Source organism: Serratia sp. SCBI, from assembly GCF_000747565.1.
Lineage (GTDB): Bacteria > Pseudomonadota > Gammaproteobacteria > Enterobacterales > Enterobacteriaceae > Serratia > Serratia ureilytica.
Genome location: NZ_CP003424.1, coordinates 4133731 through 4147663 on the forward strand (window position 1 = coordinate 4133731; position 13933 = coordinate 4147663).

Here is a 13933-nt window from a genome sequence, read left to right on the forward strand (position 1 = left end):
TACACAACATAAAAACCCATCCAATTGATTTTAAATCAATTTAATTCAGCCTCAACAGCCGACATTTTTCCCGCCGCCGGCGCCATTCGCCGACGTTAAAAAATTATCGCGTGGCATCATCGCCAACGTTGTGATTAGAATGAAAATGTTGCGGTAATTAACCTTTCAGTTACATATCTCTGCCCATAAAAATAATAACCCTGAGGATCTTATGCCCCTGCTTTTCAGTATTGCGCCCATCGTCCTGCTGATATGGATGATGACCAAAAGGAATGGTGTGCCCTCTTATCTGGCCCTGCCGCTGACGGCCGCCGTGGTATATGCCCTGCAGCTCTGGTGGTTCGATGCCTCACTGCGGCTGCTGCATGCCAATATCATCACCGCGCTGGTCTCGACGCTGACGCCGATCACCATCATTGCCGGCGCCATCCTGCTCAACAAACTGATGCAGGTAAGCGGTGCGGAAAACGTGGTGCGCCGCTGGTTGGAAGCCGTTAGCCCCAACCCGGTGGCCCAACTGATGATTATCGGCTGGGCGTTCGCCTTTATGATCGAGGGCGCCAGCGGCTTCGGCACTCCGGCCGCCATCGCCGCGCCGATTCTGGTCGGGCTGGGCTTCAACCCGCTGCGCGTCGCCCTGCTGACGCTGGTGATGAACTCGGTACCGGTCTCCTTCGGCGCCGTGGGCACCCCCACCTGGTTCGGCTTCGCCAACCTCGGCCTGTCGGACGCCAGCCTGCTGGAGATCGGCCGGCAAACCGCGCTGATCCACGTTGTCGCCGGCTTCGTCATTCCTCTGCTGGCGCTGCGCTTTATCGTTTCCTGGCAGGATATTCGCCGCAACCTGCCGTTTATCTTGCTCAGCGTGCTGAGCTGCACCGTCCCCTATCTGCTGCTGGCCCAGGTGAACTATGAATTCCCGGCGCTGGTCGGCGGCGCTCTCGGCCTGGCGCTGTCGGTGCTGCTGGCGCGCGGCGGCATTGGCCTCGCCCGCGCGGAAAAACCGCAGAGCGCCGCGCAGGCGGTGCCGTTCATGCAGGTGGTCAAGGCGATGACGCCGACCCTGCTGCTGATTGCTATCCTGATAGTGACGCGCATTCACCAGTTGGGCCTCAAGGCGCTGCTCAACACCACCACGCTGCTGTGGCAGGAAAACCTCGGCTGGCTCGGGGAGCTGCGCATCAGCCAGGCGCTGATCGTCGAACTGCAGCAGGTGCTGGGCACCGCCGCCGCCGCTGGCTACAAAACGCTGTATGTCCCGGCGCTGATCCCGTTTCTGCTGGTGGTGGTGTTGTGCATTCCGCTGTTCCGTCTGAATGGCGGCCAGGTGCGGCAAATGTTCAGCGAAACCGGCGGGCGCATCACGCGCCCCTTTATCGCCCTGTTCGGCGCGCTGGTCATGGTCAATCTGATGATGCTGGGCGGCGACAACGCGCCGGTGATCCTGATCGGGAAAGCGTTGGCGGCGCTGACCGGCGACAGCTGGCTGCTGTTCTCTTCGTTCCTCGGCGCGCTGGGCTCGTTCTTCTCCGGTTCCAACACCGTTTCGAACCTGACGTTCGGCGGCATTCAGCAATCGATCGCCCAGAGTAGCGGCCTCGACGTCAATCTGACGCTGGCCTTGCAGTCCGTCGGCGGCGCCATGGGCAACATGGTATGCCTGAACAACATTATCGCGGTCTGTTCGATCCTGGGGATCGGCAACGCCGAAGGCAAAATCATCAGAAAGACCGCGCTGCCGATGCTGGCGTACGGCGGGATCGCGGCCGGTATGGCGGCGATCCTCTCGCTCTGACTGACAACCCGTTATTTGCAAGAAGACAAGAAGGTAAACACTATGATCATCTCCGCGTCAACCGACTACCGGGCCGCCGCCCAGGCCAAACTGCCGCCGTTTCTGTTTCACTACATCGACGGCGGGGCCTACGCGGAGCATACGCTGAAGCGCAATACCGCAGATCTGGCCGATATTGCCTTGCGCCAGCGCGTGCTGCGCAATATGTCCGAACTCAGCCTGGAGACCACGCTGTTCGGCGAGCAGTTGGCGATGCCGGTGGCGCTGGGGCCGGTGGGGCTGACCGGCATGTACGCCCGCCGCGGCGAAGTGCAGGCCGCGCGCGCCGCGGCCAAAAAAGGCATTCCGTTCACGCTGTCCACCGTGTCGGTCTGCCCCATCGAAGAGGTGGCCCCGGCGATCGATCGGCCGATGTGGTTCCAACTCTACGTGCTGAAAGACCGCGGCTTTATGCGCAACGCGCTGGAGCGCGCCAAAGCCGCCGGCGTGAAAACGCTGGTGTTCACCGTCGACATGCCGGTGCCCGGCGCCCGTTACCGCGACGCCCACTCGGGGATGAGCGGCCCCAACGCCGCCCTGCGCCGCGTGCTGCAGGCGTTTACCCATCCGCAGTGGGCCTGGGATGTCGGCCTGTTCGGCAAGCCGCACGATCTGGGCAACGTCTCGGCCTACCGCGGCAAACCGACCAGCCTGGAAGACTACATCGGCTGGCTGGGCGCCAACTTCGATCCGTCGATTTCCTGGAAAGATCTGGAGTGGATCCGCGAATTCTGGGACGGCCCGATGATCATCAAAGGCATTCTGGATCCGGAAGACGCCAAAGACGCAGTGCGCTTCGGCGCCGACGGCATCATCGTCTCCAACCACGGCGGCCGCCAGCTGGACGGCGTGCTGTCGACCGCGCGCGCCATGCCGGCGATCGCCGACGCGGTGAAAGGCGACATTACCTTACTGGCCGATTCCGGCATCCGCAGCGGCCTGGACGTGGTGCGCATGATCGCGCTGGGCGCCGACAGCGTGCTGCTGGGGCGCGCCTTCGTCTATGCGCTGGCGGCGGCCGGCGAAGCCGGGGTGGCTAACTTGCTGGATCTGATCGACAAGGAAATGCGCGTCGCCATGACGCTCACCGGCGCGAAAACCATTGCGGAGATCAACGCCGGATCGCTGGTCAGAAACGCCTGACTCACAGCGGCTGCACGCCCTCCGGATAAGCGTTGTAGCTCATCTTGCTGATGAAGGCCCCGGCCGGTGACACCAACACCCGGCCGGCGGCGTCCAACCCGAGGAAGGTGCCGGTGCAGCGCCCGGAGATAAAGTCGAAGAAGAACACCGAGCACACCGGGATAATCTTTTCCCGGAAGGTGAACAGGAACATCTCGTCCTCAAACTTGTAGTAAGTGGCGTAATCCATGTCGCCGTGCCCGAACTGCTCGCCGCGCAGGTTTTGCCAGGCATAACGCTCGGTGTTGACGTAGAAGTGCTCGTAGTAATGGTTGGGGCTGTAAACGTTCAGCGTGCGATAACCGATCAGCTCGCGGGTCAGATGCGGCGCGATGCCGCCCGGCGTGACGCCGGCAATCAGCCCAACGTGGAAGCTTTGCTTGAGGCGGGATCCCTTTTCCACCGTTTGTTCGGGCAACAGCGTGCTGCGCACCAGCAGCGCCCGGCCGCTGTCGCGGTTGAGCACCAGCGTCAGGCATTCGTTGCCCGGCGACTGCAGCGGAATATTGAAGAAATAGCGCGCGGCGGAGGTTTGCACCTCTTCGTAAGCGTCCTCACCGCTCTCCCCTCCCCAGGCCCACAACACCCGTTGCCGGTCGGCGCTGAAACGCAGCGTGATGTCCCCGCCGTCTTCAAAGGCGATCTGCAGCGTTTTGCCGCGCCAGTCCTGGGTACCCGGCAACCGGTTGGTATCGATGCCGCGCGCGAAATCGTCGTAATTCTTCCAGTCCGGCTCGGCATTTTGATTCAGTACGGATGATTCTGCTGACATCTTCGCTCTCCTTAATTGAATGGGATAAAACTCGTCTCAAACGTCGGCGACGCCCGCCGGCTTCACCGCTCGGCGGTTCACCACGGCAGGGGCGGTTTCATCGAGAAAACAACTCAGTACCCCGGCGCACACGGCGCCGGCGGCCGCCAGCCACATTACGCTGACCAGGCCGTAGCGATCGGCGATCAGCCCGGAGATAAACGGCGCCAGGCAGCCGCCAATCACCTCGCCGATCCCCATCACCAACCCCAACGCGGTGGCGATGCGCGCCGGCGACACCGTTTCCGACGGGATGGTGGCCATAAACAGCGTGAAACAGCCAAGGCCGGTATAAGACAGGAACACCAGCACGCCCAGCAGCCACGGGTTGGCGACGTAGCTCAGGAACAGCGGGCAGCACACCGCCAGCAGCGAAAAGAAAATCAGCGTCGGTTTGCGCCCAAGGCGATCGGAGATCGCAGGTACCGCCACGCCCCAGAAGACCCAGGCGGCGCCGATGGCGCTCATGATGCCGCCCATCGTGCCTTCACCGAAGCCACGGTCGGTCACCAAAAAGTTAGGGGTGAAGGTTATGATGATCATGAACCAGGTGACGAACACGCAGGAGATCAGAATGCACAGCGCCACGTTCTTGATTTTGAACAGCTCGCCGTAAGCGGCCTTGCCCGCCGGCTTACCGGCCGCCGGCGCGGCGCTGAAAGCGGGATCCTTTTTGCCGTTCACATAGCGATAGATCAGCCACGCCAGAATGATGCCCGGCACGGCGGTCAGGTGAAACGCCATGCTCCATCCCCACGTCTGCGCCAGATAGATGATCAGCGGCGGCGCGATGATGCCGCCCAACAGCCCCGGCGCCGCGCCCTGGATCAATCCCATGTTGAAACCGCGGCGCTGCGGCTGCGATCTTTCCACCATCAACGATTGCGCGATCGGCAATACCGGCCCCTCAGCAATCCCCATCAGCGCCCGGAAGATCAATAACATGGCAAACCCGCTGACCAGCCCCGACAGCGCGGAGAACAGCGAAAACACCAAGATGGACAGGATCAGCATCGGCTTACGGATATTAAAGCGATCGGCTATCGCCCCCAACCCGGCGCCGGACAGCGCCCAGGTTAGCGCCAACACCGCCGACAGCGTGCCGAGATGCACGTTGCTTAACTTGAGGTCGGCGGCAATCATCGGAAACAGAAACGAGATGGTCAGACGATCGACGAACACGCAGCCGAACACGAAAAACAAAATAATCAGCAACCGGTTCTCTTCACTCAATGCTCTGCGTGCCGCTGGCGATGTATTCATAGCGTCATTTGTCCATAAGTTAACTTATGAATGGCGACCCGCCATGGCATAAGTGTGTTAAGCGCTCGGCCAAGAGAGAAATTGGCCCTCCGTCACGACAACAACTCATTAACATGTTAATGACATAAAATTATCGCAAGCCGGCGGTCTGTCAACCGGCGCTCTTCGAGAGACAAATGAAATTCTGAACGGGTACTATTTCAATATCGCATTATCACCTTCAGGTTATTTATCCTTCTGTTCTTGATACATATAAAATAATGTCCGGTACTTTCTTGCGATTAAAAAAAGCCTGTTTGCGCGTTATTTGCGAATAATCCCATCGATGACGCTTCAGGCTTATTAATTTTTCATCGGCATTGAATGATCCCCGCACGCGCTTCAGAGCCATTTTTATCTATTGAATCATCTCGTTTTATTTTAAGGCCGCAGAAAAAACTAACTCTTACGAGGGAAATGCCAACGGCGGGGTTATATAACCCCGTCTGGACAATAGCAAAAGCGCAGAGCGTGACGTAAATCACGACAAGCATGCCGCATCCAGCAAAGCAATTATGCTCGCAACAGCAATTATCTATTGCGATTAGGGCTGTTTATCTCAATTAAGCGCCATGCAACACTTCGTGCCATCGTTCGACACCGCGCCGCAAGGCCTGAGACGGAGTGACACATGAGCATCGAAAAATTAACCCGGGAGCCGCTTTCCATCGGCATCGAGTTGCCGCTGGACAACGATTGGTCCACCAGCGGGCAGCTGAAACGCCAGCAGGACGGGCGGCCGTTCGGCGTGCCGGACATGAGCGAACACGCTGCGCGCATCAAGCTGGCCGATGAACTCGGCTTTCGCGCCGCCTGGGTTCGCGACGTGCCGCTGTACGATCCGGACTTCGGTGACGCCGCGCAGGTGTTTGAGACCTTTACCTACCTTGGCTACCTGTCCAGCCTGACGCGCAATATTCTGCTCGGTACCGCGGCCGTGGTGCTGCCGCTGCGGCAGCCGTGGCTGGTGCGCAAAGCGGCTTCCACGCTGCAAACGCTGAGCGGCGATCGTCTGTTGCTCGGCGTCGCCAGCGGCGATCGCCCCGTGGAGTACCCGCTGTTCGGCGCCGATTACGCCGCGCGCGGTGAAAGCTTCCGCGCCAGCGTCGGCATTCTCAAAGGGGAAGCCGACAGCGCGCTGCAACCGGGACTGCGCCTGCTGCCGGCCACGCCGCCGCCGCCGCTGCTGGTCGCCGGGCTGGCGCAACAAACGCCCGAGTGGGTGGGGAAAAATATGGATGGCTGGCTGTCGTATCCCGGCACGCCTGCGGACCACGTTTCGCGGGTCAAACTCTGGCGCAACGTAGCCGGTGACAAGCCCTACGTCAGCTTTATTCATCTCGACCTCACCGATAACGCCGACGCGCCGATTCAGCGTCATCGCTTCGGCATCAAGAGCGGCCGCAATGGATTGATTCAGGAACTGAGCGCCATGCGTGACGCCGGGGTCAATCACATCGGCCTGCATTTTCGCCGCAACCAGCGGCCGCTGGAGGAAACGATGCAGGAGATCGGCCAATGGGTGTTGCCGGAATTCCATCGCGCCTGACGCCCGCTTTAGCCCGCTATTCCGACCTGAGCTGGTCTTTGCCCCGTTACCGGGGCTTTTTTATTTCCGCCGCTGCTGGTTCATAACAACTCGGTCTAATCCCTGCCGTCAAACGGCGGCATGATGACAAGGAAACGAGCCACCATGAGGAATGAGCAATGACGGCAAAACTGACAGAAGCAGGCTTTTGGCGCAAAACCGCCGACTCTTCATCGCTGCGCGAGCCGCGCGTGCTGATCCGGGTCTACGTCAACGAAGGCGAGATTGACCGCGCCATCGCGTTTTACGAGCAGCTGCACGGCGTGGAAGCGGATATGCGTTTCGACTTCCCCGAGCATCGGCTGGTGCTGGCGGCGGTGGGGCCATTTCTGATCCTGGAAGGCTCGGAAGAAAACCTGCGTCCTTTTCGCAGCACCGTCGGCACGTTGCTGGTCGATGACATTTATCCCTACCACCAGCGGCTACAGGCCGCCGGCGCCGATATCTTCTTTGGCCCGGTGGAAGTGCCCACCGGCGCCTGTTTCAATGCGCGCCTGCCGGACGGCACGATTATCGAATACGTGCATCACCGGCCGCGCGCGGACGAATAAGCCGCCTCAGGGGAGCGCCGGCTTCATGGCGTAGCCGCGCAGATCCTTGCGCAGGCTGAGCATGTACAGCACGATCACCGCCGAGAAAGGCAAGCCGCACAGCACCACGGCAGTCTGCATCGCACTGAAACTGCCGGCGTACAGCAGCCCGGCGCACACCAGCGTGGTGACCGCCGCCCAGAACACCCGGAGCCAGGCCGGCGCGTCATCGTGAGCGGAACCGCCCTGGCAGGACAGATTCGCTATCATCAGCGTGCCGGAATCGACCGGCGTCAGGAACAGCACGAAGCTTATCACCACCACAAAACCGGCGGTCAGCTGGGTATAGGGCAGGTATTCGAACAGCTTGAACACCGCCATCGGCGGATCGCTTTGCGCCACCTGCCCCAGAATCGCTTGCCCGCCCTCCAGCACCAGACTGATGGCGGTATTGCCGAAGATCGACAGCCACGCCAGCGTGAACCCCAGCGGGATCAACAACACGCCGAAGATCAGTTCACGGATGGTACGGCCTTTGGAAATACGCGCGATAAACAGCCCGACAAACGGCGCCCACGCCACCCACCAGGCCCAATAGAACAGCGTCCAGGCGCCCTGCCACTGGCGCGCCTTGCCGTACAGATACATATCGAAACTGCGGCTGACGAGCGAGGTCAGATAATCCCCAATGTTCTGCAACATGCCGTTGAGTAGGTTCAGCGTCGGGCCGGCCAGAAACACGAACAGCAACAGCAGGCACAGGAAGCCAACGTTGATGTTCGACAGCATGGCAATGCCCTTCTCGACGCCGGTGACCGCCGCCAGCGTGGCCACCACCATCATCACCACGATCAGCGCCAGCAGCACGCCGGTGCTTTGCGGAATGTCGAACAGGTAGAACAGCCCCGAGTTCACCAACAGCGCGCCGATCCCCAGGTTGGTCACCATCGAGATCACCGTCACCAGAATGCCGAAGCTGTCCACCAGATGGCCAACGCCGCCGTGGATGCGCTCGCCGAAGATCGGGTACAGCGCCGAACGCAGCGCCAGCGGCAAACCGCGACAATAGGCGAAATAGGCAAGCGCGGTGGCGATCAACGCATACAGCGCCCAACCGTGCAGCCCCCAGTGTAAAAAGGTCAGCGCCATCGCCTGCCGCGCCGCCTGTACGCTGCCGCCGTCGCCTTCCGGTGGCGACAGGAAGTGATCCAACGGCTCATAGGCGCCGTAATACACCAGCGCAATGCCGATGCCCGACGAGAACAGCATCGCCACCCAGGAGGGATAGCTGAACTGCGGCGGCTCATCATCCTGGCTGAGGCGAATATGGCCAAAGCGCGACAGCGCCAGCCAGAACACGAACACCATACAGGCGACCATCAACAGCATGTAATACCAGCCGAACACGTCGGCCACCCAACTTTGCGCGACATTCAGCCACTGTTTGCTGGCGGCGGGAAACAGCACAATCAGCGCCCCCAGCAGCAAGATCACCGCGGCTGAGCCGAAAAATACCGGGACATTCAATCTGACAGGTTCTTCGTCAAGCGATGGAGGAGTTTTTATTGTCATTGGCAGGCTTCCATGATGCGAAAGACAGACGATTTAAATGCAACCTTTGATTAACATTTTATCGTCATTTATTTGACATTTTCGCAGCATATAGAGTATTGATTGACCGTTCAATCAATCAAATTCAAAGTGTGATTTGCCTATCAGTTGGGGAAAATATGTACCGCAGAGACATTCCTGAGCAGCGCAAGGAGCAGTTGATTAACGCCGCCTTCGAAACCATCAGCGTGGTGGGGTTGGCCGGCGTCACCCTGTCGCAGGTGGCGAAAGAAGCCGGGCTGTCGACCGGCATCGTCAGCCACTATTTTGGCGATAAGGAGGGATTGTTGAGCGCGACCATGCGCAAGATCCTGCGCGATCTGCGCGACGCGGTGGCGGAGTGCCGCGCTCAGGCGGCGAGCGACAGCCAGTCGCAGCTGTGCGCCATCATTCAGGGCAACTTCCACCCCAGTCAAACCAACGCCATTTCCATGCGCGCCTGGCTCGACTTCTGGGCCGCCAGCATGCACCAGCCGGTGCTGCGCCGCCTGCAGCGCGCCAACGATCGGCGGCTCTATTCCAATATATGCAGCCAGTTCCGCCGCGAGCTGCCGCTGCAGCAGGCGCGCGACGCGGCGCGCGGGCTGGCGGCGATGATCGATGGGCTATGGCTGCGCGGCAGCCTGGCCGGGGATGACACCGATCTGCAGCAGGATTACCGCATCGCCTGCGAGTACGTGATACAACGGCTCAAGGCCGCGCCATCGATGGTGTGAACGGCAGCGTCAGCGCGGCTCCTGCTCTTCGCTGTACTGGGTTTGCCACATGGCGGCGTAGCGGCCGTTCGCCGCCAACAGCGCCTCATGCCCTCCGCGCTCGACGATTTCCCCCGCCTCCAGCACGATGATCTCATCGGCGTCCACCACGGTGGAGAGCCGATGGGCGATCACCAGCGTGGTGTGGTTGCGGCTCACCTCGCGCAGGTGCCCCTGGATTTCGCGCTCGGTCTGGGTATCCAGCGCGCTGGTCGCCTCGTCGAACACCAGGATGGCCGGATTTTTCAGGATGGTGCGCGCGATCGCCACCCGCTGCTTTTCACCGCCCGACAGCTTCAGCCCACGCTCGCCCACCCGGGTGTCGTAACCGTCGGGCAGACCGACGATAAAATCATGGATATGCGCCAGCCGCGCCGCACGCTCGATTTCTTCATCGCTGGAGCCGGTTTTGCCATAGCCGATGTTGTAGCGCAGCGTATCGTTGAACAGCACCGTATCCTGCGGCACGATGCCGATCGCCTGCCGCAGACTGGCCTGGGTCATTTGACGAATGTCCTGGCCGTCGAGGGTAATGGCGCCGCCCTGCACGTCGTAAAAGCGAAACAGCAGGCGCGACAGCGTGGACTTGCCCGCGCCGGAGGCGCCGACCACCGCCACCGTGTGGCCCGCCGGAATGGTAAAGCTCACCTGCTTGAGGATCGGCCGGCGCGTGTCGTAACCGAAGCTGACCGCGTCGAACCGCACTTCGCCGCGCTCGAGGCGCAGCGGCTGCGCATCCGGGCTATCGACGATCTCACGCTTTTCCTGCAGCAGATCGAACATGTTCTCCATGTCGATCAGCGCCTGGCGCACCTCCGAGTAGATAAAGCCGAAGAAGTTCAGCGGCTGGTACAGCTGCAGCAGGTAGGCGTTGACCAGCACGAAGTCGCCGACCGTCATCGTCCCCTGCGTAATGCCCTGCGCCGCCATGGCCATCATGACGATCAGCCCGATCGAGATAATGGCGGTTTGCCCCAGGTTGATCGCGGTAAAACTGAATTGGTTCTTGATGGCGGCGTATTCGTACAGCCGGCGCGACAGATCGAAGCGCTCAGCCTCGAACGCTTCATTGCCGAAGTACTTCACGGTCTCATAGTTCAGCAGGCTGTCGATGGATTTGCTGTTAGCGTCGGCGTTGGCCTTGTTGAGCTCGCGGCGAAAGCGGGTGCGCCAGCTCACCGCCAGCACGGTGAACAGGATGTAGCAGCCGACCGTGGTCAGGATCGCCAACGCGAACCAGCCGTTCAGCATATGCCACATGATCGCCGTGACCAGCGTCAGCTCGAACAGGATCGGCACGATGGAGAACAACAATCGCGACAGCACCGTGGACACCGCCTGGGTGCCGCGCTCGATAGACAACGACAGCCCGCCGGTCTGGCGCTCCAGATGGAAGCGCAAGCTCAGCGCATGCAGCTGGCGAAACACCCGCACGCCCAACAGGCGCGTGGCGTTCTGGCTGACGTGGATAAACATCACGTTGCGCAGTTCCTCAAACAGCGCGCCGCCCACCCGCGCCACGCCGTAGGCGACGATCAGCCCCAGCGGCACCGCCAGCATTTTCGCCGTCTCGCCGCTCAGCGCATCGACCATCGCTTTGTAGGCCAGCGGCACCAGCGTGGTGCTGACCTTGGCCGCCACCATGAACACGAAGGCCACCACCAAATACCCCCGCAGCCGCGGGTTGTCTTTCGGCCACAGATAGGGCAGCAGGAATTTCAGCAAGCGGGAACGATCCATCATGTAATATTCATCTTCTCGGTCGGGCTCGCGGCGCATGGCCGCGCGGGGGTTATGAGTTTGGCCTGGCCGGCGGCGAACGCCGCAGCCATTCCGTTTTCCTGCGATGGCAACTCAGCATCATCCGTCAGGAGAAGCGGCGGCGACTCGGGCAAAGTTCAGGCATGGAGGAGACAATCACATGGCCCAGACGTATGCAAAGCGCTTTGCGCAGGTCTTTGACTATATCGACCGCCACCTGGACGAGGCGCTTACCGTCGACAAGCTGAGCGAAGTGGCCCATTTTTCGCGCTTTCACTTTCAACGCCAGTTTAGCGCGTATTGCGGCATCTCGGTGTGGCGCTATATCCAGTGGATGAGGCTTAAACGCGCCTCTTACCGCCTGGCGTATAACCCGCTGGAGCCGGTGATTGACATTGCGCTGGACGCCGGCTTTCAAAACCCGGAGTCCTTCAGCCGCGCCTTCAAACAGGCGTTCAGCCAAACGCCGAGCCAGTTTCGCAAACAGCCGGCCTGGATCGATTGGCAGCAGCGCTTTCCCGAACCGAAACACAGAAGGAAACACCCCATGAAGGTAGACATTGTCGACTGCCCGGCCACGCCGGTGGCGATGCTCGCACATCGCGGCCCGTCCGCGCTGGTCAATGAAACCGCCGCGCGCTTTATCGAGTGGCGTAAAACCAGCGGCCTGTCGCCGGTCAGAAGCAGCCGCACGTACGGCATCGCGCCGCACGATCCGGCCACCACCGAAGCGCAGGACTTCCGCTTCTACCTCTGCGGGGAGGTCACGGCGCCGATCCCGGAGGACAACGCCTTCGGCGTGGTGAACAGCATGCTGCCGGCCGGACGCTGCGCGGTGCTGCGCCATCTCGGATCGCTGGATGGGCTTTCGGAAAGCGCCCGCTATCTCTACAGCGAGTGGTTGCCGGCCAGCGGCGAGGAGCTGCGCGACTTTCCGCTCTATTTCCACTACCACAACTTCGTGCACGAGGTAGCGGAATATGAACTGGTGACCGATCTTTATCTGCCGCTGAAATAGCTGACATCCGGCCCCGCAAGGAGCCGGATTGACGTTAACAGGACGGCGACGATCCCTGCGGCGGCAGATAGCGCTGCGGATCGAGCGCGGTGGCGCGGTAGCGGATCTGGAAATGCAGGAACACCGAATCGGTGCCGGTGCTGCCCATGGTGCCGATCTTCTGCCCCGCTTTCACATCCTGGCCATTGCGCACCAGCGTGGTGTCGTTGTGCGCATAGGCGGTAATAAAGTCTTCGCCGTGCTTAATCATGATCAGGTTGCCGTAGCCGCGCAGTTGGTTGCCGACGTACACCACTTTGCCCTTGGCGGAAGCATAGATCGGCTGGCCGCGTTTACCGGCGATGTCGATGCCCTTGTTGCCGCCATCGGCATTGGAGTACGCCTGCACGATCCGGCCGCTGGTCGGCCAGCGCCAGCAACGTGCGGCGCCCGGCGGCGGCGTTTGCTTGGCGATCGCGGCGGAAGACGAGGATGTTTTACGGCGCGTAGCGGCGGTTTTGGTCGGCGCGCCGCCGCTCAGCCGCAGTTTTTGCCCCACTTCCAGATTATAGGGCGGGCGTATCTTGTTGATTCTGGCCAGATCGCCGACTTCGCTGTCGGTGATCCAGGCGATGTAGTACAGCGTATCGCCCCGTTTGACGGTGTAGGACTTGCCGGTGTAGCTGCCCTTCGGCAGTTTGTCGTAGTCGCGGTTGTAGGTGTTTTACCCGAACACCCGGCCAACAGCAGCCCCAATGTCAGACACACCGCGATGCGGCGCCACCTTGCCAGCTTGCTTCCTGTGCTCAAATCCTGTCCCCAATCGTCTTTTCGGTTCTGATACGCGTCAGCCGCACAGTGTAACATTTGCGCCGGGTCAGTCAAAAACCCCCAGACGGTCTATGCTAAACAGGTAAGGATGACTGATTAATTACCCAACGACGAAATGGAGTACTGTCATGTTGAACCTCGACCGCAATAATCTGCCCCTCCTGAGCGAAGACCTGCTCAAAAAGCAACGCACCACCCTGCTGATCATCGCCTTCCTGCTGCTGGCGGGCGGCATACTGTGTCTGGTGAATCCTTTCGCCTCCGGCGCAGCGCTGAGCATCGTGGTGGGCGTCCTGCTGCTGTTGAGCGGCGCCGGGCTGATTATCGCCATGATAGCCAACCGGGCGCAGAATACCTGGCCGATGATCGGCGGCATTCTGCTGGGCGTGGCCTACCTGATTATCGGCTATGTGTTCATCACCAGCCCGCTGGCGGGCATTCTGGCGCTGGCGATCTACCTCGCCGTGCTGTTTGCGCTCGGCGGCATCGCGCGCCTGGCGGCAGGCTATATGCGCCGCGGCCTGCCGGGCAACTGGCTGCAGTTCGTCATCGGCGTGCTCGATTTGATCATCGCCTGGATGCTGATCGGCTCAGGCCCGGCGGCGTCGGTGACGCTGGTGACGGCGATCGTCGGCATCGAGATGCTGGTCAGTTCCTTTGCCCTGTTCCAGGCGGCGAATCTGTTTAAACGCGCCTGATCGTAACGGCCCGCCGACGGCGGGCCGCCACCC

The 13933-nt window shown here is 60.9% G+C and carries 11 protein-coding genes and 1 pseudogene; 7 read left to right on the forward strand and 5 right to left on the reverse strand.

Features of this window, described 5'->3' with window-relative positions:
- The first annotated feature begins 211 nt into the window (after window positions 1-211).
- Both SERRSCBI_RS19350 and lldD read left to right on the forward strand, forming a co-directional pair.
- Window positions 212-1795, forward strand: coding sequence for an L-lactate permease (locus SERRSCBI_RS19350; protein WP_042785297.1), 1584 nt, complete (start codon window positions 212-214; stop codon window positions 1793-1795).
- A 42-nt stretch (window positions 1796-1837) separates the two neighbouring features.
- Window positions 1838-2977 carry an FMN-dependent L-lactate dehydrogenase LldD gene (gene lldD, locus SERRSCBI_RS19355; RefSeq protein WP_033632193.1) on the forward strand — a complete coding sequence of 380 codons (1140 nt, stop codon included), beginning with the start codon at window positions 1838-1840 and terminating at the stop codon, window positions 2975-2977.
- 1 nt (window position 2978) lies between these two features.
- On the opposite strand, the gene SERRSCBI_RS19360 is transcribed toward lldD, so the two are convergent.
- Together SERRSCBI_RS19360 and SERRSCBI_RS19365 are read right to left on the reverse strand one after the other, a co-directional pair.
- Window positions 2979-3788: a MoaF C-terminal domain-containing protein gene (locus SERRSCBI_RS19360; protein WP_042785298.1), complete on the reverse strand. Its 810-nt coding sequence runs from the start codon at window positions 3786-3788 to the stop codon at window positions 2979-2981.
- 36 nt (window positions 3789-3824) lie between these two features.
- Entirely contained in the window at window positions 3825-5090 is a 1266-nt protein-coding gene (locus SERRSCBI_RS19365) for an MFS transporter (protein ID WP_049866707.1), read from the reverse strand.
- A 670-nt stretch (window positions 5091-5760) separates the two neighbouring features.
- On the opposite strand from SERRSCBI_RS19365, the gene SERRSCBI_RS19370 reads away from it, so the two are divergent.
- Window positions 5761-6678: a TIGR03571 family LLM class oxidoreductase gene (locus SERRSCBI_RS19370; protein ID WP_033652158.1), complete on the forward strand. Its 918-nt coding sequence runs from the start codon at window positions 5761-5763 to the stop codon at window positions 6676-6678.
- Window positions 6679-6836: 158 nt separating this feature from the next.
- Window positions 6837-7268: a VOC family protein gene (locus tag SERRSCBI_RS19375; protein WP_033644796.1), complete on the forward strand. Its 432-nt coding sequence runs from the start codon at window positions 6837-6839 to the stop codon at window positions 7266-7268.
- 6 nt (window positions 7269-7274) lie between these two features.
- On the opposite strand, the gene SERRSCBI_RS19380 is transcribed toward SERRSCBI_RS19375, so the two are convergent.
- Window positions 7275-8819 carry a BCCT family transporter gene (locus tag SERRSCBI_RS19380; protein ID WP_042785300.1) on the reverse strand — a complete coding sequence of 515 codons (1545 nt, stop codon included), beginning with the start codon at window positions 8817-8819 and terminating at the stop codon, window positions 7275-7277.
- 158 nt (window positions 8820-8977) lie between these two features.
- Between SERRSCBI_RS19380 and betI the strand changes: the two genes are divergently transcribed.
- Window positions 8978-9574 (forward strand): transcriptional regulator BetI, encoded by a 597-nt coding sequence (gene betI / locus SERRSCBI_RS19385; RefSeq protein ID WP_042785301.1) that lies wholly within the window; start codon window positions 8978-8980, stop codon window positions 9572-9574.
- Between the two features lie 9 nt (window positions 9575-9583).
- On the opposite strand, the gene SERRSCBI_RS19390 is transcribed toward betI, so the two are convergent.
- Window positions 9584-11353, reverse strand: coding sequence for an ABC transporter ATP-binding protein/permease (locus SERRSCBI_RS19390; protein WP_042785788.1), 1770 nt, complete (start codon window positions 11351-11353; stop codon window positions 9584-9586).
- A 181-nt stretch (window positions 11354-11534) separates the two neighbouring features.
- On the opposite strand from SERRSCBI_RS19390, the gene SERRSCBI_RS19395 reads away from it, so the two are divergent.
- Entirely contained in the window at window positions 11535-12392 is an 858-nt protein-coding gene (locus SERRSCBI_RS19395) for a GyrI-like domain-containing protein (RefSeq protein WP_042785302.1), read from the forward strand.
- A gap of 34 nt (window positions 12393-12426) precedes the next feature.
- Here the strand turns inward: SERRSCBI_RS19395 and actS are convergent.
- Window positions 12427-13181 (reverse strand): annotated as a pseudogene (gene actS / locus SERRSCBI_RS19400) (amidase activator ActS).
- Window positions 13182-13330: 149 nt separating this feature from the next.
- On the opposite strand from actS, the gene SERRSCBI_RS19405 reads away from it, so the two are divergent.
- The gene (locus SERRSCBI_RS19405) at window positions 13331-13900 is read left to right on the forward strand and encodes an HdeD family acid-resistance protein (protein ID WP_042785303.1); all 570 of its coding nucleotides are present in this window, start codon (window positions 13331-13333) and stop codon (window positions 13898-13900) included.
- The last annotated feature ends 33 nt before the right edge of the window (window positions 13901-13933 follow it).